Here is a 23,465-nt window from a genome sequence, read left to right on the forward strand (position 1 = left end):
ATTTAATTTTTTAACCATTATTATTCTATACAAAATTATTTTTAATACATTATTCTAATTTATTATTATTGATTATTTTATTCATATATTCTTCTTACATTAAATCTTTACTATCTCTAATTCTCTAATATAACACTGATTTAAAAAAAAATACAATTCTATTATTTTTTAGCCATAAAAAAAGCCAAGCTAAAAAACTTGGCTTTTTTCTTCTTTTGGAATTGACAAATCTTATAATCTTGACTCATATCTTCTTAACATATACAGTTTTTTATTTATATTTTTTATAAAAACTTATAGTTAATATAAGTCCTAAAGTTGCAATACCTGCTCCAACTAAAGATGGATAATTAAAAGAAAGACCAAATATAAGTGGAATTCCTCCCACAAAAGCACCAATAGAATTTGCTACATTAAATGATGCTTGTACAAAAGCTGCACCTAACATTTCAGAATGTTTTGCATTTTTTAGCATAATCATACTAATAGGCGTTCCCATTGACATAGATAAAACACCACAAATAAATGTAAGAATTATAGAAATTATTTTATTCTCTGAAAATAAAAAAACGAAAACTAAGAAAATTATCATCAAAAAAAGTATAGTAATTATAACTTTTACAGGATCTTTTTTATCAGAAAAATATCCACCCATAATATTTCCTACAACCATTCCTGCTCCTGCAACTATCATCAAATAAGATACGGTTGAAGGATCAAATTTTGAAACATGAATTAAAAGTGGAGCAATATAACTAAACCACGCAAAAAGTCCACCAAAACCTATAATAACGATTGATAAAATATGCCAAGCTTTTATAGTTTTAAAAAACTCTATCTCTTCTTTAAATGTAACACTTTTTAAAGACTTTAGTTTTGGCATCCAAAGGTATAAAAAAGTTATCGTTAAAAGACCTAATAATGAGACAATTCCAAAAGCATATCTCCAATGCAAGTGATGACCAATATATGTAACCAAAGGAACCATAGCAAGATTTGCAACTGTAAGTCCAGTAAACATAGATGCTATTGCTTGGGCAGCTTTTCCTTCTTTTGCAAGTTTAGCTGCAACAACAGTTCCTACACCAAAAAATGCACCATGTGGAAGACCTGCAAAAAATCTCGACATCAAAAGTGTATTATAATCAGGTGCAATAATTGAAAGTGCATTAAAAAATGTAAATAAAATCATAAAAGTTATTAAAACATATTTAGGAGGAAATTTTGCACTAAGTGCAACTAAAATTGGAGCTCCTACTACAACTCCAAGAGCATATGCAGATATTAAATGTCCTGCAACTGGAATTGAAATTGCTAAATCATTTGCAACATCGGGAAGTAAACCCATAATTACAAACTCTGTTGTTCCTATACCTAATCCACCTAAGGCAAGGGGAAATAATTGTTTAGTCATATTGTGCCTTAAAATTTTTTTTTGAATTTTAGTAAAAAAAGTTTATTACTAACTTAAAATAAAGTATTTGAATATCAATGAATCCATGATTCTATTTTTGAAGCAAAAAGTACTGGAGATTCAATCATCGGATAATGACCTGCTTCTTTAAATTCTACTATTTCAACATCATCAAATTGTTCAAAATATTTTTTTACTTCTGCTGAAGAGAAAACAGGAAAATCATAGCTTCCTGTAATGATTTTTATAGGAATATCTAAACTAATTTGAGTATTTGAAGTACTTAAAAAGTTTTCATTTAAGTACATATTCATATAACCTAATCTTGCCTCAAGTATAGAACAATCATAGGCTAATTTTATTCTATAATCTTTCCACGTTTGGTTATATCTTTGACTAGATTGTTCAACAATTTCTTCTATTTTCCCACTATTTTTTTTCATTTGTGATAATAAATTTTCTTTTGCTTTGGATGTACTTTTTACTCCTAAGAAGCTAATTGGTGTTATTAAAATAAGTTTATTTAGTCTTTTATCTTCAAAAGCTATATGTTGAGCTATCATAGTTGACATAGAGTGTGCAACTAATGTATATTTTTCAATTTTAAGATGAGAAATTAAATTTATTACATCATTTGTAGCTTCTTTTAAATTATATTCACCTAATATATTTTTTGATAATCCATAACCTCTTAAATCAACCATAAAATAAGTAAAATCATTTTTGTTTAGATATGGAATACAAGCTTCATAATTAGTACAATCTCCCATTAATTCATGCAAAAAAATAATTGCATTTTCACCTTGACCAATTTTTTTGTATTCTAGTATTTCCATTAATATCCTTTTTAACTAAGCGATTTTAGTAAAATATGACTAAGAATTTGATAATTAATCAAATAAAGGAATTTTTAAATATTTTTAGATATAATCCAACACTTTTTTAGAAAACTCACAGGTTTCCTAGAATGGTAGTATCGTTTCAAAAATATTTTGAAGTACACGAGAAGCATGAGTGGGGCTATAACTACTCAAACCAAATTTTAAAAAGGAAAGAAATGCCTACAATCAATCAGCTTGTAAGAAAAGAGCGAAAAAAGGTGATCGATAAATCAAAATCACCAGCTTTAAAAAAATGTCCACAAAGAAGAGGTGTGTGTACAAGAGTATATACAACAACTCCTAAAAAACCTAACTCGGCTTTAAGAAAAGTTGCAAAAGTTAGATTAACAACAGGATTTGAAGTTATTTCATATATTGGTGGAGAAGGGCATAACCTTCAAGAACACTCTATCGTATTAGTTAGAGGTGGAAGAGTAAAAGATTTACCTGGGGTTAAATACCACATTGTTAGAGGTGCTTTAGATACAGCTGGTGTAAATAACAGAACAGTTTCTAGATCTAAATATGGTACTAAAAGACCAAAAGCAGCGAAAAAATAAGTAGAAGGATAGAAAGATGAGAAGAAGAAAAGCTCCAGTTAGAGAAATTATGGCTGATCCTATCTACAATAGTAAAGTGATCACAAAATTTGTTAATGCAATTATGTTAGATGGTAAAAAATCTGTTGCTGAAAAAATCCTTTATGGTGCTATTGCAAACTTAGATGCAAGAGGTGAAGAAAAAGGTTTTGATTTATTCGAAAGAGCAATTGAAAATGTTAAACCATTATTAGAAGTTAGATCAAGAAGAGTTGGTGGGGCAACTTACCAAGTTCCAGTTGAAGTAAGAGCTGTTAGAAGACAAACTTTAGCTTTAAGATGGTTAATTGATGCTTCAAGAAAAAGAAATGAAAGAACAATGGTAGAAAGATTAGCTAATGAGTTATTCGAAGCTGCAAATGAAAGAGGAGCATCTTTTAAGAAAAAAGAAGATGTACATAGAATGGCAGAAGCTAATAAAGCATTTGCACACTACAGATGGTAGGATAAAATTATGGCTAGAAAAATACCACTTAATAGAGTTAGAAATATCGGTATTGCTGCTCATATTGATGCAGGAAAAACTACAACAACTGAAAGAATTTTATTCTATACAGGTGTTTCTCATAAAATTGGTGAGGTTCATGAAGGTGCTGCAACAATGGACTGGATGGAACAAGAGCAAGAAAGAGGTATTACAATTACTTCTGCTGCTACAACTTGTCACTGGAATCACCCAAAAACAAATGAGCAATTACAAGTAAATATTATTGACACACCAGGTCACGTTGACTTTACAATTGAAGTTGAAAGATCTATGAGGGTTCTTGATGGTGCTGTTGCTGTATTTTGTTCAGTTGGTGGGGTTCAACCACAATCTGAAACTGTTTGGAGACAAGCAAATAAATATGGTGTTCCAAGAATTATTTATGTAAATAAAATGGATAGAACAGGAGCAAACTTCTTTAATGTTGAAGCTCAAGTTAGAGATAGATTAAAAGCGAATCCAGTTCCAATTCAAGTTCCAATTGGTGCAGAAGAAAACTTTAGAGGTATGATTGATTTAGTAAAAATGAAAGCATATACTTATAATCTTGATGCACAAGCTGGTGAAATGTATAAAATTGAAGATATTCCTGCAGATTTAGAAGATGTTGTTGCTGAATATAGAGAAAAACTTGTTGAAGCTGCAGCTGAATCTAGTGAAGAATTAATGGAAAAATATCTTGAAGGTACAGAATTAACTGAAGATGAAATTGTTGAAGGACTTAAAAAAAGATGTTTAGCAATGGAAATTACACCAATGGTATGTGGAACTTCATTTAAAAATAAAGGGGTTCAACCTTTACTTGATGCTGTTGCTATGTATTTACCAGCACCTACTGAAGTTGCTGATATTAAAGGTGAAACTCAAGATGGTGATGCAATTATCGTTCCTTCAACTGATAAAGGTGAAGTTGCAGCATTAGCATTCAAAATTATGACTGACCCATTTGTTGGACAATTAACATTTACAAGAGTTTATAGAGGAATTTTAGAGTCTGGAACTTATGTGTTAAACTCAACAAAAATGAAAAAAGAGAGAATCGGAAGATTACTTAAAATGCACGCAAACTCTAGAGAAGAGATTAAAGAACTTTATGCTGGAGAAATTGGTGCAGTTGTTGGTCTTAAAGATACAATTACAGGAGATACACTAGCAAGTGAAAAAGATCCTGTTATCTTAGAAAGAATGGATTTTCCGGATCCAGTTATTTCTGTTGCTGTTGAACCAAAAACAAAAGCTGATCAAGAAAAAATGGGTATTGCTTTAGGAAAACTTGCTGAAGAAGATCCATCATTTAGAGTAAATACTGATGAAGAATCAGGACAAACAATTATTTCTGGAATGGGTGAATTACACTTAGAAATTCTTGTAGATAGAATGAAAAGAGAGTTTAAAGTAGAAGCTGAAGTAGGTGCTCCACAAGTTGCTTATAGAGAAACTATCAGAAATGCTGTTAAACAAGAGTATAAATATGCAAAACAATCTGGTGGTAAAGGTCAATATGGACATGTTTATTTAGAAATTAAACCATTACCTTCTGGAAGTGAGCCAAACTTTAAATTTAACAACGAAATTAAAGGTGGGGTTGTACCAAAAGAGTATATTCCAGCTGTTGAAAAAGGTTGTGCAGAAGCAATGTTAGGTGGAATTTTAGCTGGATATCCAATGGTTGATATCGAAGTTACATTATATGATGGTTCTTACCACGATGTTGACTCATCTGAGATGGCATTTAAACTTGCTGCTTCTATGGGATTTAAACAAGGTTGTAGAAGTGCAGCTGCTGGTGCAGTTATTCTTGAGCCAATTATGAAAGTTGAAATTGAAACTCCTGAAGATTATATGGGAGACGTAATTGGTGATTGTAATAAAAGAAGAGGACAAGTTCAATCTATGGATGACAGAGCAGGTATCAAACTTGTTACTGCAATGATTCCATTATCTGAAATGTTTGGATATTCAACAGATTTAAGATCAATGTCTCAAGGTAGAGCAACATACTCTATGATTTTTGATGCATACCAAGAAGTTCCAAAAAATGTTTCTGAAGAGATTATGAAAAAAAGAAATGGATAATTTCTAAATTTTCTTTTTATAAAGGGATATGCTTTGCATATCCCTTTTTTTTATTTTAAATATTAGAAAAATATTTCATTTTGTAATATTTTTTTGATATTTATTAAATAATTGCTAAAATAGGCAAAATAAAATATTTGAAATATTTTTTATAATAGGATAAAATAGAATAAATTTATGAAAATGAGTAAAATTTGAGAGTTGAAAAAAATTTCGAATTATTAAAAAATATAAGAAGCGTTGGTGTTATTTTAAAACCTGAAAGCCCAGAACTAAAAAATGTTTACCAGAATATAAAAGAGCTATTTAATAAAGTAAATATAGAGACTTTTTTAGAAAAAGAATCTGCAAAAATGATAGATTTAGATGGATTTGAATTTGATGATATTTGCAAAAAAGTAGATTTTTTGATATCTGTTGGTGGCGATGGAACTTTATTGGGAGTAGTAAGAAAATCATTTAAATATGATCTTCCAATTTTAGGAATAAATCTTGGTACTTTAGGTTTTTTGACAGATATTTCTATGAATCAGTTAGAAAATTTTATAATAGATTTAAAAAAAGATATTTATAAAATTAATACAAGAATGATGATTGAAGGCTGTATTAATAAAAATAGTTTTGTTGCATTTAATGATATAGTAATTTCAAGAAAGTCAATTTCTTCTATGATAAAAATAAGAGGGAAAATTGATGGAAAATCTTTTAATACTTATTATGGTGATGGAGTGATAGTTTCTACTCCAACAGGTTCAACAGCATATAATTTATCTGTTGGAGGACCAATAGTTTATCCTTTAACTGAAGCATTTATCATTACTCCAATAGCACCTCATTCATTAACTCAAAGACCGATTGTTATGCCAGCTGATTTTGAAATCGAGTTTAAAATAGTTGATAATCAAGGTGCAGTTGTAATAGTAGATGGACAAGAAATTTTTGAAATTGAAGAAAACCAATCCGTAAAAATAAAAATTGCGCAAAAAAAAGTAAAAATGTTACATAGAATTCAAAGAAACTATTTTGAAGTTTTAAGTGAAAAATTAAGATGGGGAAATTAAAAATTGATTACTAGAGTTTATTTAAAAAATTGTTTATCATTTGATGAAGTTGATTTAGAGTTTAAATCAGGATTAAATATATTTACAGGACCTAGTGGTGCGGGTAAATCCATATTAATGCAAGAGATTTTATCTTTATTTGCATTAACAGAAGTAAAATCTGATATTGGTGAAGTTAATTTGAATAATTCAAAAATTTGTGATGAAGTTTATGATATATCTTTTGAAGAAGATATTGTTATTAAAAGTATAAAAAAAGATAAAACTAGATATTTTTTAAATAATCAAACAATTTCTAAAAAGAATCTTTATGATTTTTCTACAAAACTGATAAAACACTTAAATTTAAGAGATACTTCGGAATTTGATAGTGTAAAACTCGTTGGATTTTTAGATAGATTATGTTCTGAGAAAAATAGTAATTTTATTCAAATAAAAAATAGTTTTGATAACTTATATAAAGATTTTATTCAAACAAAAAAAGAGTTAGATAAAATCATAGAAGACGAAACAAAACTTGAAGATTTAAAAGAGTTTGTAAAATTTGAAATTGATAAAATCGAACAGATAAATCCAAAAGTTGATGAATATGAAGAATTAAATGAAATAAAAAAAAGATTAGCAAAAAAAGAAAAAATTGAAGTGGCAATTAATAAAGCTTCAGGAATTTTAGAGTTTAATCAAAGTGTTAATAACGTTTTAGAATTGATGGAAGTTGATTCTTCATTTTTTGATGAAACTATGAATGAGTTAAATAATATATTTGAAAAGTTTAATGATAGCTTGATGGAATTAGATGACATAAATATAGAAAATGTTTTAGATAGAATTGAAAAACTTTCATCGTTACAAAAAAGATTTGGCTCTATAAAAGAGTGTTTAGAATATAAAGAACAAAAAATAAAAGAGTTAGAATCATATGAAAACATCTCTTTTCAAAAAGAAAATTTAGAAAAGAAATATGAAAATTTACATAAAGAAATAAAAGAATTATCTCAAAAGATTTCAGCTTTTAGAAAAGAAAATAGCAAAATTTTAGAAGAAAAAATTAATCAATATTTGCAATTTTTATATTTGAGTAATGCAAAAATCATTTTTGAAGAAAAAAGTCTTGATTCAACAGGAATTGATGAAATTAAATTTCAATTAAATCAAGTTGCTCTTGAAACTATTAGTTCAGGAGAATATAATAGATTAAGACTAGCTCTTTTGACTTCGATGAGCGAGTTGGATATTGGTGAAAATGGTATTTTATTTTTAGATGAAATAGATGCAAATTTAAGTGGAAAAGAGAGTGAAGCAATAGCAAAAGTTTTAGTGAAATTAAGCTCTTCATATCAAATTTTTGCTATTTCACATCAAACTCAATTAACTTCGAGTGCAAATCAACACTTTTTAGTTGATAAACAAAATGGAAAATCTACTGTTAAATTATTGAATAAAGATGAAAAAATCAATGAAGTAGCAAGAATGATAAGTGGTGAAAAGGTTACATCTGAAGCCTTAGAATTTGCAAAAAATTTATTAAATAATTAAATTAAAGTTATTTTACTATAATTAGAACCTAGAACATTATATGGGAGAGATAAAATGTTATCAAATATGACTATAAAGGCTAAGATTCTAATTCTTTCTTTGATTGTAATTATTGTTGTAACTGTATCAATTAGTATTGATTCAATTATTTCAATAAAAAATCTTTCAGAAAAAAATATTGAAAACTATAAAAAAGAAGCATATTTAAAAAAAGAAGTAGAACTTAAAAACTATGTTACTTTAGCATATAAAATGGTTGAAATCTATTATAATAAAGTTGATGCAGATAAATCTAATGAAAAAGAGATACAACAAGAAGCATTAAAAGCAATTGCTGATTTAAAATATGCAAAGAATGACTATTTTTGGATAAATGATTCAAGTCCTAAAATGATTATGCATCCTATAAATTCTGCTTTAAATGGCAAAGATTTATCAACGTATGCAGATCCATATGGTAAAAAACTATTTATAGAAATGGCGAAAATTTCGACAGAAAATAAAGCAGGTGGTTTAGTAAAGTATTGGTGGGATAAACCAAATAAGAAAAATGACCCTAAAGAGAAATTTTCTTATGTTCAAAAATTTGAACCTTGGGATTGGATCATTGGAACAGGAGCTTATGTTGATGATGTAGAAACAGAAGTAGCTTTAATGAAAGAAAGAGTAAATAGTGAGATAAGAAGTGTTGTTATCAACCTTTTGATTTTTTCATTAATTCTTGCCGTAGTATTCTTTTCAATATATAACTACTTTGTAAATCAAGCAATCATTAAACCTCTTAGAAATATCAATGAAGCAATAATAGATATGACAGAGGAAAAAGGGAATACTGATCATATTGATAAAAAGTCAAATGATGAAATAGGTAAATTAACTGATAGCTTTAACAATTATATTAAAAAACTAAAATCAGGATACATGGAAGATGCAAAAGTAATTGAAAATGTTGATGAAGTTATTGAAAAAGTAATAAATGGATTTTATGTTTATAAAGTTGAAAAAACATCTTCAAATCCACAAATAGAAAAATTAAGAAATTCTATTAATTCTATGATAGATAAAACAAATCAAAATTTATTAGGATTAAATAATATTTTAATTGATTATGGAAGTTCAAATTTCTCTTTAAATGATTCAAAAATAGATACATCAAAAGTTGGAGGAATAATTTCTTCTTTAGTCGCAAGCACACAATTAATAGGTGCTTCAGTATCAGAATTTTTATCAATGATTGTAAATAGTGGAAAAAAATTAAATGAAGATACAGATAATTTATCAAAATCTGCAAGTAAATTATCTGATTCTGCTAGTAGCCAAGCTGCATCACTAGAAGAAACAGCAGCTGCAATTGAAGAGATTACTTCTATTGTAAAATCTACTGTTCAAAAAACTAAAACAATGTCATCTTTAGCAGAGCAATTACAACTTTCTTCAAAAGATGGAGAACTTTTAGCTTCTAAAACAAATAAAGCAATGGATGACATAGATACACAAGTAAATTCTATTAATGAAGCAATTAGTGTGATAGATCAAATAGCATTCCAAACAAATATTTTATCTTTAAATGCAGCAGTTGAAGCAGCAACAGCTGGAGAAGCAGGAAAAGGATTTGCAGTTGTTGCTCAAGAAGTGCGAAATCTAGCTTCAAGAAGTGCAGAAGCAGCAAGAGAAATAAAAAATATAGTTGAACTTGCAACATCAAAAGCAAATGAAGGAAAAGCAATTGCAAATGAGATGATAAATGGATATACAGTTTTAAATAGTAAAATTAATGAAACAATTAATTTAATTGAAGATGTATCTATTGGAAGTAAAGAAGAAGAAAAAGGTATTTTACAGATAAATGATACGATTAATGCTTTAGATAAAGCTACACAGTCAAATGCAAATTCTGCAATAGATATTAGTAAATTAGCGAATGAAGTTTCAGATTTATCAAAAAACTTGCTAAAAATTGCAGATAGAGCTAAATTTAATAAAGCAAATCAAAAAGAGATAGAAGATATTGATTTAGTATTTACTGTTTCTAAATTAAAAAATGATCATGTTAGATTTAAGTTGGTAAATTTAAGTAAAATTGCAACGACAAAAACTGCATGGAGTGTTACTAAACCAACAGAATGTGATTTAGGTAAATGGTTAATTGAGCAAGAAAAAAATGCTAAAGCTTTTACAAAAACACAAAATTGGAAAGATTTAAAAACAAATCATGAAATGGTACATAATAGTATTCAAGAATATATAAATGAAGAGTGTAAAGATAATTCAAATAATGAAGTTTTAAATTCTTTATCTCATAAAATGGATAGTTCTATATTTGAAGTGTTTAAAGGACTTGACCAGTTAAAAAAAGATAATCTAGTTGAAAATAAAATTGAAAAAGAGATATTTACTGAATCTAATGTAAAAACTCCTACTCCAAAAACTTCACAAAATGATGAATGGGAAAGCTTTTAAAAGCTTTCTTATTTTATAAATAATCAAAAACATTACTACTTATAGATTTATTAAAAAGAAGATATAATATCTCCTAAAATAATTTATATAGAATATTTAAAGGAATTTAATGAATAGTCAAAAAGTAGAGTTACTTTCTCCTGCAGGAAATTTAGAAAAATTAAAAATAGCTATAAAATATGGTGCAGATGCCGTTTATGCAGGAGTTAGTCACTTTAGTTTAAGAATTAGAGCAGGAAAAGAGTTTACATTCGAAACTTTTAAAGAAGGAATCGATTATGCTCATGCCAGAGGAAAAAAAGTATATGCAACAATAAATGGATTTCCATTTAATTCGCAAATTGAACTACTTAAAAAACACATTGCAACTATGGCGGCACTTAAACCTGATGGATTTATTGTTGCAGCTCCTGGAGTTGTTAAGCTTTGTAGGGAAATTGCTCCAGAAATTGATATACATTTATCAACTCAAGCAAATGTTTTAAATTATCTTGATGCACAAGTATTTTGGGATATGGGTGTAAAAAGAATAGTTGTAGCTAGAGAAATTTCACTAAAAGATGTAACTGAAATCAAAAAACATTTACCAGATATGGAAATAGAAATTTTTGTTCATGGTTCAATGTGTTTTGCATATAGTGGAAGATGTTTAGTAAGTGCAGTTCAAATGGGAAGAGTACCAAATAGAGGAAGTTGTGCAAATGATTGTAGATTTCAATATACATTATATGCTGCAAATGAAGATCATAATACGTTATTTAGATTAGAAGAAGAACCAGGTGTTGGAACATATATTTTTAATTCAAAAGATATGAACTTAGCTTCACATATAAAAGAGATTTTGGATTCAGGAGCTGTTGATAGTTTAAAAATAGAAGGAAGAACAAAATCTCCATATTATGCAGCAGTAACTGCAAAAGCATATAGAAATGCAATTGATGATTATTATGCTGGAAAATTTGAGCCAGATCTTTATCAAAAAGAGTTACATACTACAAAAAATAGAGGATTCACAGACGCATATTTAATTCATAGACCATTTGAAAAAACAGACTCACAAAATCATGATTATGCTTTAAGCAAAGGAAGTTATGAAGTAACAGGACTTGTAACAGAAGATGAAGAACATTTCTTATGTAAATATAAAGTTTATCCAAATGAAGATATTGAAATTTTTACACCAAATGATGAAATCCTAGAAGAGTGTGAAAATGAAATAGGAAAAATTTTCAAAAAAGATGATGGTTTATATTATATTAATTTTAAAAAGATTTTAACTGAAACAAATAAAGAGTTAGAATCAGTACATAGTGGAAATGTAAATAAAATTAAATTACCAGGACGTCTTCCATATCTTACTATGTTTAGAGTTGAAAATATTGATCAAATTGTAGAATAAAGTAATATTATTTAATAAAATGATTTTTTTTAGAGTTTCAGAAAATATAAATATAAAAATAACTGATGGGACATTAGTTAATTATTTAAAATTTAAAGCACCAGTGTCCTTAGAAAATGAAACAGTTTATATGAGCACTCGTGAAGATTTTAATGATTTGAAAGATATTTTTCAAAAAGTTGATAAAAATAAATATTTTGTAAAAATATTAAAAGAAGAAAATATTAGGACAAATGTAAATTTTCCAATTGAATTAGGAATTTTAAATCAATTTGAATATGAAAGAGATATAGACACTTTCTTTGACTTAAAGCCTACAGATATTTATAAACAGTTGAAAAATATTGATAAAAAAGAAGTTTCAATTGCACTAATAGGTGGAGTAGGAAAAAGTATTAGCCAAATTGTTTCATCATGTACCGCTTTGAGAATTTTACATAAAAAATTAAAGGAAATTTATAAAAATGTAAAATTCGATGTTTTTATAAATGCTTCAAATAATAGTTATTATAGTAGAGATAAAGAGATTTATAAAACTCAAAATTATATAAATAATATTTTCCCTTTGAGTATAAATTCAAAAAAACTTTGTGAGTATGATTATTTTATAGATAATAGTTTAAATGCTCAGGATATACTAAAAGAATTAAATAATGTAGATGCTTGGCTTTATAAGTTTGGAATAAATTATAAAAAAGTAGATCAATTAGAAAAATATAATAATTTAGATCTGTCTCAATACAAAATACAAAATGATTTAAAAACAAAAATAGAACAAGCTAGAAAAAAAGGTAAATTGCTCTTATTTCACCCATATTCTGCAAATATAAATAAATCTATTCCTCAAGTTATTGCAATTGATTTATTAAAAAAATTATTAAAATTAGAAGAGTATGTGATAGTCACAACTTTACAAGTTGACTCTAAGTTGAAAGATAGCAATTTTATTGATTTAACAAATGAATCAAAATCTATTAGTGATTTCATTTACATTATTTCAAATATGGATAAAATCATAACTGCTGATACGTCAACTTATCATATCAGTGATAGTTTTATGATTCCAACTGTTGTGATATTTACTGATAAAGATTATGAAAAAAAAATAAAATATTATAAATACACAAAAGCAATTTATGTAAAAGATAAGTCAAAAAATTTTTCAAATTTTATTTATGAAAGTGAAGATTTGACACTTTACAAATTGGAAGCTTGGAAAAAATTGAAGATAGATAAGATTATGAAAATATTAGATAATTTTTGATATAATCCTGAACTTTTAAAAAAATAAAAAGGAAAAAATAATGAATTTTATCTCAATATTAATGGGTAGTAAATCAGATTATGAAATAATGAAACACTGTGCTGATACTTTTGAAAAATTTAATGTAAAGTATGAACTAGTTGTATCTTCAGCTCACAGAAGTCCAGAAAGAACAAAAAATTATATTAAAGAAGCTGAAGAAAAAGGTGCAGTTGCATTTATTGCTGCTGCTGGAATGGCCGCTCATTTAGCAGGTGCAGTTGCTGCAAGCACAACAAAACCAGTTATTGGTGTTCCTATGAAAGGTGGAGCAATGGATGGTATGGATGCTATGCTTTCAACTGTTCAAATGCCTGCAGGTATGCCTGTTGGAACTGTAGCTCTTGGAAGAAGTGGTGCAGTTAATGCAGCATATTTAGCTATGCAAATTTTAGCAATTTTTGATAAAGAATTATCTACAAAATTAAAAGAAGATAGAATTGTTCAAGCTAAAAAAGTAGAAAGTGATTCTAAAGACGTAGAAGTAATTTTATAATGAAGCCAATCGCACTATTTACTTTGCCAAATTGTAAATGGTGTGAAGAGGCAAAAGTGTATTTTAAAAGTAAAAAACTAAAATATAATCTTATAGATTTATCAAAGAATAAACAAGCTTTAAAAGATTGTCAAAAGCATTGTTCAGGTGCTCCAGTTCTTTTAATAGGAAATAGTTGGATTTGTGGCTTTGACAAAAATAAAATAAACAAAGAGTTAGGAATAAAATGATTACATTCTCACAAATGTTATTAAAATTACAAGAATTTTGGGCAAAGCAAGGTTGTAATATTGTTCAACCTTATGATATTCCTGCTGGGGCTGGAACATTTCATCCCGCAACATTACTTAGAAGTTTAGATTCAACACCTTGGAGTACAGCTTACGTTGCACCTAGTCGAAGACCAACTGATGGAAGATATGGAGAAAATCCAAATAGATTAGGTGCTTATTATCAATTTCAAGTTTTAATAAAACCAAGCCCTGATAATATTCAAGATTTATATTTACAATCTTTAGAATTTTTAGGTTTAGATGTATCTAAACATGATATTAGATTTGTAGAAGATAATTGGGAATCACCAACATTAGGAGCTTGGGGACTTGGTTGGGAAGTTTGGCTTGATGGTATGGAAGTTACTCAGTTTACATATTTTCAACAAGTAGGAGGACTTCCTTGCTCTCCTGTTGCTGTTGAAATAACTTATGGAACAGAAAGACTTGCTATGTATTTACAAGGTGTTGATTCTGTATTTGATATTGTATGGAATGAAAATGAATTTGGAAAAACAACATATGCTGATGTTCATAAAGAAGGTGAGTACGAATTTTCTAAATATAATTTTGAAGTAGCAAATACTGAAATGTTATTTAGACATTTTGATGATGCTTTTAATGAATGTAAAGTTTGTTTAGATGCTGGACTTCCTCTTCCTGCATATGATCAATGTATGATTGCAAGTCATGCTTTTAATACTTTAGATGCAAGAAAAGCAATTTCAGTAACTGAAAGACAAAATTATATTCTAAAAGTGCGAGAATTAGCGCAAGGTTGTGCCGTTTTATATAAAGAACAAGAAAGTGATAGATTAAAACGAGTAGGAAGATAAATTTGAAACTTCAAGAAATTTATGATGTTTTAAATGAAATTTCTCCTTTTGAATTACAAGAAAAATGGGATAATTCAGGAATTCTTGTAGGTTCTTTTGAAGATGAAATAGAAAACGTTTATATTAGTATGGATTTGGATTTAGAACTTGCAAGAGATTTAAAGCCAAATTCACTTATTATTACTCATCATCCTTTGATTTTTTCTGGAATAAAAAGAGTAAATTTTGATACTTATAGTACAAAGATTTTGAAAGAATTAATAAAAAAAGATATTTCTCTTATTTCAATGCATACAAATATTGATAAAACACATTTAAATAAATATGTAATAGAAAAAATTTTAGGATTTAAAATAGAAAATTCATCAGAATTTATATCTTATTGTAATGTAAATATGAATTTTGATGAATTGGTAAAATATGTATCTAAAAAATTAAATTTAAAAACTACTAAAGTAGTTAGAAGTAAAGAGTTTATAAAAGATATTGCCGTTGTAACAGGTTCTGCAATGTCTTTGCTTGACCAAATAAAAGCTGATTGTTTCCTAACAGGTGATATAAAATATCATGATGCAATGGAAGCAAAAGCAAGAAATATATCTTTGATTGATATAAGACATTATGAAAGTGAGTGCTATTTTAATAGCTTAGTTGAAACTCTTTTAGAAGAGTATTTGAAAAAAAATAAATTAAAAGCTATAATTACAGCTTCAAAAAATCCATTTGAGTTTTTTATAGAAGGAGAAACGGTTGAATAAGTATTTAGAAGATTTGATAAAGTTATCAAAATATGATACGGCAATAAGTTCATTTGAACCAAAAATTGAGAGCCAAAAAGCAAAACTAGCAACTTTTGTTGAAACTGCAGAAGTTATAAAAGCTTCAATAAATTCAATTTATTTAGAAATTGATGATGTAAAATCAAAAAGAACAAAAAATAATATTCATTTAGCAGAATTAAAATCAAAATTAGACGGAATTGCTAAAAAAAATAAAGATGTTCATAATGAAAAAGAGTTAAAAGCTTTACAATTAGAAGAAGAGATTGCAAAAGAACAAATTTCATTTGCAAATGAAGAAATAGATAGACTTGATAATCTTGCAAAAGCTAAAGAAGAGACTTTAAAAGAGTTACAAGAAAAACTTGCAGCTGAAGAAGCTGATATAAAAGAGATTAAAGTTGCAGTTGATAGTACAATTGAAGAGATTAGCAAAGAAAGAAATGTAGTTTATCAACAAAGAAGTGAACTTCTAGAGCAATTTGATAATAAAATTTTAACATTCTATGAAAAAATCAAAAGATGGGCAAAAGATACAGCTGTTGTTCCTGTAAAAAAACAAGCTTGTTATGGATGTTTTATGAAAATAAATGACAAAACTTATGCTGAAGTTTTAAGAGGCGAAGAGATTGTTAATTGTTTACATTGTGGAAGAATTCTTTATAAAGAAGATGAAGAAGACGAACAAAAGGCTTAATTTTGAGCTTTTTGTTTAGTATATTTTATACTCTTATATTAACTATTGTATATATACTTGCAATTCCTTATTTAATATTAAAATCAAGAAATCCAAAATATAAAAAAGCAATTCCATCAAAATTTTTTTTAATAGATAATAAAAAGTTTGAAGAAAATAAAATTTGGTTTCACAGTTGTTCTATGGGCGAAACAAGAGCTATAAAACCATTAATTGAAAATTACAAAAATAATGTAAATCTTTCTGTTATCACAAATACAGGTTTTGATGAAGCAAAAACAATAACTCAAAATGTAAGATTTTTACCTTTTGAAATTTTTTTACCTTTTTGGATAACTAAACAAAAAGTTTTAGTTGTTATGGAAGCAGAACTTTGGTATATGCTTTTTTTAGTTGCGAAAAGAAAAGGTGCAAAAACTTTTTTAATAAATGCTAGAATTTCAGATAAATCATATAATTCTTATAAAAAATTTGCATTTTTTTATAAGATGATTTTTAAAAATATTGATAAAGTTTTTGCACAAAGTGAAGTTGATAAAACTAGACTTGAAGAATTAGGTGCAACAAATATTGAAGTTATTGGAAATATAAAATTAGCGCAACTTCCTTCTAAAAAACTTGATTTATCAAAACCTAAAGGTATTTTAATAACAGCAGGAAGTACACATGAAAATGAGGAAGAATTAGTTTTAAAATCTTACAAAAAAGAGTTTGGAAAGTTGGTTATTGTTCCAAGGCATCCTGAAAGATTTATTAAAGTTGATAATTTAATTAAAGAGTATATAAAAGGTAAAAATTTAACATATCATAAATATAGTGAGAATGAAAATTTTAATTCAGATATAATTTTAGTTGATAAAATGGGAATATTAAATGATATTTATGCAATTTCAGATGTTGTGATTCTTGGTGGAGCATTTGGAAAAATTGGAGGACACAATCCAATAGAACCTGCATATTTTGGTTGTAAATTAATAAGTGGAAAAAATATTTTTAATCAAAAATCACTTTTTGAATGTATAAATAATTATTACTTAGTAGAAGAAAATGAGTTAGGTAATTATTTAGAAAAGCTAGAAGAGTTAGAAAAACCAAGTTTAACAAAAGCGGGTTCATTTGAGCCTATTATTAAGGAGATAAATAAATGGCTGTAACATATGATAAAGCATATAAATTACTTGCACTTCAAGAAAAAATATCAAATTCGAAAGCAAAAGAATTAATAGACAAAGGCGTTGTAAAAGTAGGAGATAAAAAAGTTTTAATAGCACGAGGTGAAATTAGAACTGATACAAAATTTACAATTAAAGAGATAAATAAAGTAAAAGTTATATTTGAAGATAAAGATATTTTAGTTGTAGATAAACCAGCTTTTCTAACTGCTGATGAAGTTTGTAAAAAATTTGAAAATGCAATTTTACTTAATAGACTTGATAAAGAAACAAGTGGTGTTATGATGTTTGCAAAAAATGAAGAGTTTCAAAAAAAAGCAATTAAAGAGTTTCAAGCGAACAGAGTTTATAAAGAGTATGTTGCTATTGTTGAAGGAAAAGTTGTTGATGAAATAGAAATTGATAAACCAATTTTAACAACAAAAGATAGAGGAATGGCAAAATCAAAAATCGATGTAAAAAGAGGAAAACCTGCAAAAAGTACGGTTTATCCTTTGTTAGTTGAAGGAAATAAATCAAAAATAAAAGTTGTAATAGAAAGTGGAAGAACTCATCAAATTAGAGTTCATTTAAATTCTGTTGGGCTACCTATTATTGGTGATGCTATTTATGGAAGAGTTAGTTCAAATGTAAATAGAGTTTTACTTCACTCAAAAATCACAAAAATATTTGATTATACATTTGAAGCACATGAACCAAAAGAATTCAAAGTGTATGATTTTAATTAATTTTTAAGCTTTTAAAAAATATCAAAGTCCATAATAATGGGCTTTGATATAAGTAAAACCTAAAAATAATCTTAAATACTATTCTTTTTAAACTATTTTAAAGTAAATCTTTTGTAAACTCACAAACTTTAATTAATGTGGAGAGAAATTTTGTTTGATTCAATAACAGGTTCGATACGAAATGCAGTAAATAAAATTAGATATCAAGATGATATAACAGCCTTAAATAAAGCAACAGCTGAATTAAAAAAAGCTTTGTTAAAAGCAGATGTTCATCATAAAACAACAAAAGAGCTAATAACTGCTGTTGAATTACAAACAAAAACTGCTGGTATTGGACAAGACTCATTTTTAAAAGCTTTAAAAGATGAATTAACGAAACTTTTAACAGCTAATGGAAATCAAGGTTTTGTTTTTGCTTCAACTCCTCCAACTACTATTTTAATGACTGGATTACAAGGTAGTGGAAAAACTACTACTACTGGAAAATTAGCAAATTATTTAAAAATTAGAAAGAAAAAAGTTTTAGTTGCAGCTTGTGATTTACAAAGATTAGCAGCAGTTGAGCAATTAAAACAAATAGCAGCTCAAATTGAAGTTGATATTTATTTTGATGATAATGAAAAAAATCCAGTAAAAATTGCACTTGCTGCAAAGCAAAAAGCTATAAAAGAGCATTATGATGTTCTTTTAATTGATACTGCTGGAAGGCTTGCTATTGATGAAGAGTTAATGCTTCAATTAAAAGAGGTAAAAGATGCTATAAATCCAAATGAGATTTTTTATGTAGCAGATTCTTTAACAGGACACGATGCAACTAAAACAGCAATTACTTTTAAAGAAAAAATTGGAATTGATGGAGTTATTTTATCAAAATATGATGGTGATACAAAAGGTGGGGTAGCACTTAGTATTGCAAATCAAGTTGAAGTTCCTTTAAGATTTATTGGTATTGGTGAAAAAATGCCAGATTTAGAAGTATTTATTCCTGATAGAATAGTTTCAAGACTTTTAGGACTTGGAGATATTGAAGGGCTTGCTGAAAAAACTTCTGCAATAATGGATGCAAAAAAAGCAAAAGATGTTAGTAGAAAAATCAAAAAAGGTACATTTAACTTTAATGACTTCTTGGAACAACTTTCTATGATGAGCAAACTAGGAAGTATGAAATCTATTATTGGAATGATTCCTGGACTTTCTTCTATGGCTCCAGCTTTAAAAGATATGGATTTTGAAAATTCAGTTGAATTAAAAAGAATCAAAGCACTTATTAGTTCAATGACTCCAAAAGAGAGAGAAGACCCAGAACTTATGAATGCAAGTAGAAAAAGAAGAATTTCTTTAGGTTCTGGATTATCTGAAGTTCAAGTAAACAAGATATTAAAACAGTTTAAAAATGCTTCAAAAATGGCGAAACAACTTTCATCTAAAGGCGGAATGAAAGGTTTACAAAATATGTTGTCTCAAATGGGACCAGGTGGAATGCCAAAAATTCCAAGATAATTTTATTAAATAGTGTTGAGCTGTGAACTTAAAAAAAGAGTTTAGAATTCAATACTATAATTCAAAAAAGGAAAGAAAACATGACAGTAATTAGATTAACAAGAATGGGAAGAAATAAAAAACCATTTTATAGAATCGTTGTAACAGATTCAAGAAAAAGAAGAGATTCAGGATGGATTGAATCAATTGGTTATTTTAACCCAGTTGTTGAACCAAAAGTTTTAAAAATTGATGAAGAGAGATATAACTATTGGTTAAGTGTTGGTGCAAAACCATCTGAAAAAGTTAAAAAATTAGCTTCAAAATAATTTGTAGAAAAATATGATAACTCAATTTATAGAAAATTATGCGAAACTTATTGTTGGCGTACCAGAAGATGTTACAGTTAAAAAAGAGATAATTGATGATAATTTTGCTGAGATAACGATTGTTGTAAATAGCATTGATATTGGCAAGCTTATCGGTAAAAATGGTAATATGATAAATGCTTTAAAAACTATGGCTAATGGTTGTAAAGCAAAAGATGGTATTTCTTATAAAATACAAGTAGTAGTAAAATAATTGTCTATGAATAGTAATATCTATGTTGCAAAACTTGGAAAAACAGTTGGTCTACAAGGTCATTTAAGACTTTTTATTGACTCTGATTTTCCTGAGCAATTTAAAAAAGGTGTTACTTTTAGCACAAACAGAAATCTTCAACTAAAAGTTTTAGAATATAACTCTTCAAGAGAACTTGTAAAATTTGAAAACTATGAAGATGTAGAACTAGCAAAAAAACTTACAAATCAAGAACTTTATGCAACTATAGAACAAACAAAAGAAAATTGTAAATTGGCTAAAAATGAATTTTTTTGGTTTGATTTAATTTCATGTGAAGTTTTTGAAAATAATTTAAAATTGGGTACTGTAAAAGAGATACATAGATATCCATTAAATGATTATTTAGAGATAATAACAGATAGTGAACTTGTAAAAAAAGCTTTGCCTAAAAACTTTTTAATACCACACATCTTTGATAAATTTATTTTAAATATTGATATTGAAAATAAAAGAATTGATGTAATTAATTCTTTTGATATTTTAGAAAACTCTTAATAATTACAACTTTTATCAAATGCTTCTTGAGTCATTTCTAATTCATAAGCCTCTTTAAAACCCTTAGAAACTAACTTATTATATAACTCTTTTCTTGTTTCATCATCAGAAAAAGGTCCAAAATATAACTCTATAATATTCTCTTCATCTCTACATAAATGAACATTTGGATTTATTGAAATAACTTTATCTAGGAAATTTTTCTTCAATTCACCTTTTATTTTTGCTATATTAATTAGTTTTATGAAGTCATTATTATTACTATTTTTGTTATCTGCTATGATATCTTGTTTTGTAGAATTTTGCTCTTTTATATTTTGTTGATTTTGAGTTGTTTCTATTTTCTCATCAGCTTTTATATCATTTTGAGCTTTTTGCTCTGTTGCATTATTCTTAGGATTTTCATTTGAATCTTTTATATTTTCATTTTTTACATTTGAATCTACAGTTTCAGGACTTTTTGAAATTGGTTCATTTAGTTTTTTTTCTTCAAGAAGCTTTTTTTCGTTTTCAGCTTTAATTTTTTCTAATCTACTTTGTTCTATATTTTTATTTGTCAACAAAGCAAGTTGTTCATTTAATTTATCTGGATCTAAGGTATTAAAATCAAAACTATATTCTTCATGTTTAGGTTCTTCTTGTTGCGGTAATTGATCTGGTTGTGTTTGATTTTCAACAGTTTTTTCTGGAGTTTCTATTACAACTTGAGTACTTTTGTCTTCTTCTTTTGACATAAACAAATTAAAAATATAAAAAATTGAAATTATAACAAGAACAGATATTAAAAAAGCAATTACATATATTAAAATTTTTCTTAAAAAGTTGTTGTTTTTAGGTTCAACATTATTTTCAGAATTAGCTTCCAATGCTTCATTTATAATTTCAGTTGATTTTTTATCTTCAACATTTGTATTATTATTTTCTGATTCTTTGTTTGGCATTTTTACTCTTTACTTAATTTAGTTTCTTTCATTAACTCATAATATTTTTTTCTATAAGCTTTTAATTCTTCTTTCTTTCTCTCTCTGTATTCTTTGTCATATTCAAGCCTTTTCTCTTTATTCTGTTCATAATAAGCTCTTTTAGACTCTTTATAATCATTTATTTTTGCTATTATTGATTCTTTTCTATTATCAATATATTGCTTTTGCTTAGAAGCAATACTTTTCATTTTTAATAAAAAGTCACCACTATTTAACTCTTTTTCATAGTCTATCTCATTTTTTGCTTTATTTTTGAGATAATAAGCTCTTTTTTTCTTTTTATGTGCTAAGAAATTTTGTTCTCGTCTTTTTTTTAGTTCATTCAAATTCATTTTAAAATTATTAAATTAATTAACTTTTTAATCTATTAACTATATCCAACATATTATCAGCTGTTGTAATTGCTTTTGAATTTGCTTCATATGCTCTTTGTGCTGTTATTAAATCAACCATTTCATTAACCAATTTCACATTAGAACTTTCAAGCATTCCTTGTTTTAAACTTCCAAATTGTTCTGTTGTTGGATCTCCTTGTATTACATCTCCAGAAGCTTCACTTTGCATAAATAATGAATCTCCTAATGGAGTTAATCCAGCAGGATTTATAAAATCAGCAAGAACTATTTGTCCTAATTCTATTGTATCACCTGTTTGAGGATCTTTTGCTGTTACTAAACCATCCGTTCCAACTGTAATATCTTTAACATTATCTGGAACAACTATTTCTGGTTCAAGAGGATATCCATTCCCATTCACTATTGTTCCTTCATCATTCAATTTAAAATTACCATTTCTTGAATATGCTATTTCTCCACTTGGAAGTGTAATTTGAAAAAAACCTTCACCAGCAATTGCTATGTCAAGTGGATTTCCGGTTGTTTTTAAATCACCTTCTGTAAAATCTTTTTGTATATTTGATATTCTAACTCCTAGTCCAACATCAATTCCTGTGGGATTTAAAGTCGTTTGAGTTGTTTGTCCGGCTGTATAATTTAACGTTTCATATATTAAATCTTGAAACTCTGCTCTATCTTTTTTAAAACCTGTTGTATTTACGTTTGCAATATTATTTGATGTAACATCAATTTGATGTTGCATTGCATTCATCCCTGTTGCTGCTGTATAAAGTCCTCTAATCATAGAATATCCTTTCTATTACATATAGCATTAATTATATTTTATATAGCATTAAATTTTGATAAAATCTAAAATATATTATTTTATAATCTTAAGTAAAAATTTAAAACAAATTATATATAATGCATAGCTTATTGATATATTAATATATAAAGGGAATCAAATGAGAATTCTAATAGTTGATGATAGCTCTACGATGAGAAGAATCATTGCCAATGTAGTTATGCAATTAGGATTTGCTAAGGAAAACTTTGATGAAGCAGAAGATGGATTAAAGGCTTGGAAGCTTCTTAGTGAAGGGCATTATGATGTAATTTTAACAGATTGGAATATGCCAAATATGAATGGGTTAGAACTTGTAAAAAGAGTTAGAGCAGAGGGAACTCACCAAAAAACTCCAATTATTATGATTACAACTGAAGGTGGAAAAGGTGAAGTTATTACTGCTTTAAAAGCAGGTGTAAATAACTATATTGTTAAACCTTTTAATGCAGAAGTTTTAAAAGAAAAATTAGATGGTGTATTAAAAAAATAATATAAGGTTTTAT

General features: G+C 27.1%; 25 protein-coding genes. 20 read left to right on the forward strand and 5 right to left on the reverse strand.

What is annotated here, in order from left to right; all coding sequences use genetic code 11:
- Positions 1 to 271: 271 nt before the first annotated feature.
- Positions 272 to 1,414: an MFS transporter gene (locus B0175_RS04645; RefSeq protein WP_108527495.1), complete on the reverse strand. Its 1,143-nt coding sequence runs from the start codon at positions 1,412 to 1,414 to the stop codon at positions 272 to 274.
- Between the two features lie 74 nt (positions 1,415 to 1,488).
- Positions 1,489 to 2,250: an alpha/beta fold hydrolase gene (locus tag B0175_RS04650; protein ID WP_108527496.1), complete on the reverse strand. Its 762-nt coding sequence runs from the start codon at positions 2,248 to 2,250 to the stop codon at positions 1,489 to 1,491.
- 221 nt (positions 2,251 to 2,471) lie between these two features.
- Here B0175_RS04650 and rpsL point away from each other — a divergent pair, with 221 nt between their 5' ends.
- The 19 genes from rpsL to rimM all read left to right on the forward strand — a co-directional run bounded on the left by rpsL (position 2,472) and on the right by rimM (position 20,797).
- Positions 2,472 to 2,855, forward strand: a complete 384-nt coding sequence (gene rpsL / locus B0175_RS04655; RefSeq protein WP_012147885.1) for a 30S ribosomal protein S12 — start codon at positions 2,472 to 2,474, stop codon at positions 2,853 to 2,855.
- Positions 2,856 to 2,871: 16 nt separating this feature from the next.
- Positions 2,872 to 3,339, forward strand: coding sequence for a 30S ribosomal protein S7 (gene rpsG / locus B0175_RS04660; RefSeq protein ID WP_004511351.1), 468 nt, complete (start codon positions 2,872 to 2,874; stop codon positions 3,337 to 3,339).
- Positions 3,340 to 3,348: 9 nt separating this feature from the next.
- Positions 3,349 to 5,457 carry an elongation factor G gene (gene fusA / locus B0175_RS04665; protein WP_108527497.1) on the forward strand — a complete coding sequence of 703 codons (2,109 nt, stop codon included), beginning with the start codon at positions 3,349 to 3,351 and terminating at the stop codon, positions 5,455 to 5,457.
- 194 nt (positions 5,458 to 5,651) lie between these two features.
- Positions 5,652 to 6,518: an NAD(+)/NADH kinase gene (locus tag B0175_RS04670; RefSeq protein WP_108527498.1), complete on the forward strand. Its 867-nt coding sequence runs from the start codon at positions 5,652 to 5,654 to the stop codon at positions 6,516 to 6,518.
- A gap of 3 nt (positions 6,519 to 6,521) precedes the next feature.
- Complete coding sequence (locus tag B0175_RS04675) at positions 6,522 to 8,054, forward strand: AAA family ATPase (RefSeq protein ID WP_108527499.1); 1,533 nt, start codon at positions 6,522 to 6,524, stop codon at positions 8,052 to 8,054.
- A 54-nt stretch (positions 8,055 to 8,108) separates the two neighbouring features.
- On the forward strand, positions 8,109 to 10,514 hold the full coding sequence (locus B0175_RS04680) for a methyl-accepting chemotaxis protein (protein ID WP_108527500.1): 2,406 nt from the start codon (positions 8,109 to 8,111) through the stop codon (positions 10,512 to 10,514).
- A 109-nt stretch (positions 10,515 to 10,623) separates the two neighbouring features.
- Positions 10,624 to 11,913 carry a peptidase U32 family protein gene (locus tag B0175_RS04685; RefSeq protein ID WP_108527501.1) on the forward strand — a complete coding sequence of 430 codons (1,290 nt, stop codon included), beginning with the start codon at positions 10,624 to 10,626 and terminating at the stop codon, positions 11,911 to 11,913.
- Between the two features lie 19 nt (positions 11,914 to 11,932).
- Positions 11,933 to 13,177 carry a hypothetical protein gene (locus B0175_RS04690; RefSeq protein ID WP_108527502.1) on the forward strand — a complete coding sequence of 415 codons (1,245 nt, stop codon included), beginning with the start codon at positions 11,933 to 11,935 and terminating at the stop codon, positions 13,175 to 13,177.
- Between the two features lie 40 nt (positions 13,178 to 13,217).
- Positions 13,218 to 13,712, forward strand: a complete 495-nt coding sequence (gene purE, locus B0175_RS04695; RefSeq protein ID WP_020848449.1) for a 5-(carboxyamino)imidazole ribonucleotide mutase — start codon at positions 13,218 to 13,220, stop codon at positions 13,710 to 13,712.
- A complete protein-coding gene (locus B0175_RS04700) occupies positions 13,712 to 13,942 on the forward strand; it encodes a glutaredoxin domain-containing protein (RefSeq protein WP_108527503.1) in 231 nt (76 codons plus the stop codon). The genes purE and B0175_RS04700 overlap by 1 nt, the downstream gene beginning before the upstream one ends.
- Positions 13,939 to 14,820: a glycine--tRNA ligase subunit alpha gene (glyQ, locus tag B0175_RS04705; RefSeq protein WP_004511339.1), complete on the forward strand. Its 882-nt coding sequence runs from the start codon at positions 13,939 to 13,941 to the stop codon at positions 14,818 to 14,820. The genes B0175_RS04700 and glyQ overlap by 4 nt, the downstream gene beginning before the upstream one ends.
- Before the next feature lie 2 nt (positions 14,821 to 14,822).
- Entirely contained in the window at positions 14,823 to 15,578 is a 756-nt protein-coding gene (locus B0175_RS04710; protein WP_108527504.1) for a Nif3-like dinuclear metal center hexameric protein, read from the forward strand.
- A complete protein-coding gene (locus B0175_RS04715; protein ID WP_004511337.1) occupies positions 15,571 to 16,296 on the forward strand; it encodes a zinc ribbon domain-containing protein in 726 nt (241 codons plus the stop codon). The genes B0175_RS04710 and B0175_RS04715 overlap by 8 nt, the downstream gene beginning before the upstream one ends.
- Before the next feature lie 2 nt (positions 16,297 to 16,298).
- Positions 16,299 to 17,450, forward strand: coding sequence for a lipid IV(A) 3-deoxy-D-manno-octulosonic acid transferase (gene waaA / locus B0175_RS04720; protein WP_108527505.1), 1,152 nt, complete (start codon positions 16,299 to 16,301; stop codon positions 17,448 to 17,450).
- Positions 17,441 to 18,196: a pseudouridine synthase family protein gene (locus B0175_RS04725; protein WP_004511335.1), complete on the forward strand. Its 756-nt coding sequence runs from the start codon at positions 17,441 to 17,443 to the stop codon at positions 18,194 to 18,196. Before waaA ends, B0175_RS04725 begins: the two co-directional genes overlap by 10 nt.
- Positions 18,197 to 18,346: 150 nt before the next feature.
- A complete protein-coding gene (gene ffh, locus B0175_RS04730) occupies positions 18,347 to 19,699 on the forward strand; it encodes a signal recognition particle protein (RefSeq protein WP_108527506.1) in 1,353 nt (450 codons plus the stop codon).
- Between the two features lie 80 nt (positions 19,700 to 19,779).
- Entirely contained in the window at positions 19,780 to 20,007 is a 228-nt protein-coding gene (rpsP, locus tag B0175_RS04735) for a 30S ribosomal protein S16 (RefSeq protein WP_004511333.1), read from the forward strand.
- A gap of 13 nt (positions 20,008 to 20,020) precedes the next feature.
- On the forward strand, positions 20,021 to 20,260 hold the full coding sequence (locus tag B0175_RS04740; RefSeq protein ID WP_004511332.1) for a KH domain-containing protein: 240 nt from the start codon (positions 20,021 to 20,023) through the stop codon (positions 20,258 to 20,260).
- A complete protein-coding gene (gene rimM / locus B0175_RS04745; RefSeq protein ID WP_108527507.1) occupies positions 20,261 to 20,797 on the forward strand; it encodes a ribosome maturation factor RimM in 537 nt (178 codons plus the stop codon). It begins immediately after the preceding gene.
- Here the strand turns inward: rimM and B0175_RS04750 are convergent.
- Genes B0175_RS04750 through flgG form a run of 3 tightly spaced genes read right to left on the reverse strand, consistent with a single transcriptional unit; the run spans position 20,794 to position 22,920 of the window.
- The gene (locus tag B0175_RS04750) at positions 20,794 to 21,738 is read right to left on the reverse strand and encodes a hypothetical protein (protein ID WP_108527508.1); all 945 of its coding nucleotides are present in this window, start codon (positions 21,736 to 21,738) and stop codon (positions 20,794 to 20,796) included. The two genes, rimM and B0175_RS04750, sit on opposite strands and share 4 nt — an antisense overlap.
- Positions 21,739 to 21,740: 2 nt before the next feature.
- The gene (locus B0175_RS04755) at positions 21,741 to 22,112 is read right to left on the reverse strand and encodes a hypothetical protein (protein WP_108527509.1); all 372 of its coding nucleotides are present in this window, start codon (positions 22,110 to 22,112) and stop codon (positions 21,741 to 21,743) included.
- A 19-nt stretch (positions 22,113 to 22,131) separates the two neighbouring features.
- Entirely contained in the window at positions 22,132 to 22,920 is a 789-nt protein-coding gene (gene flgG / locus B0175_RS04760; protein ID WP_108527510.1) for a flagellar basal-body rod protein FlgG, read from the reverse strand.
- 160 nt (positions 22,921 to 23,080) lie between these two features.
- Between flgG and B0175_RS04765 the strand changes: the two genes are divergently transcribed.
- Positions 23,081 to 23,452 carry a response regulator gene (locus B0175_RS04765; protein ID WP_108527511.1) on the forward strand — a complete coding sequence of 124 codons (372 nt, stop codon included), beginning with the start codon at positions 23,081 to 23,083 and terminating at the stop codon, positions 23,450 to 23,452.
- The last annotated feature ends 13 nt before the right edge of the window (positions 23,453 to 23,465 follow it).

The organism is Arcobacter lacus (assembly GCF_003063295.1).
Classification (GTDB): Bacteria; Campylobacterota; Campylobacteria; order Campylobacterales; family Arcobacteraceae; genus Aliarcobacter; species Aliarcobacter lacus.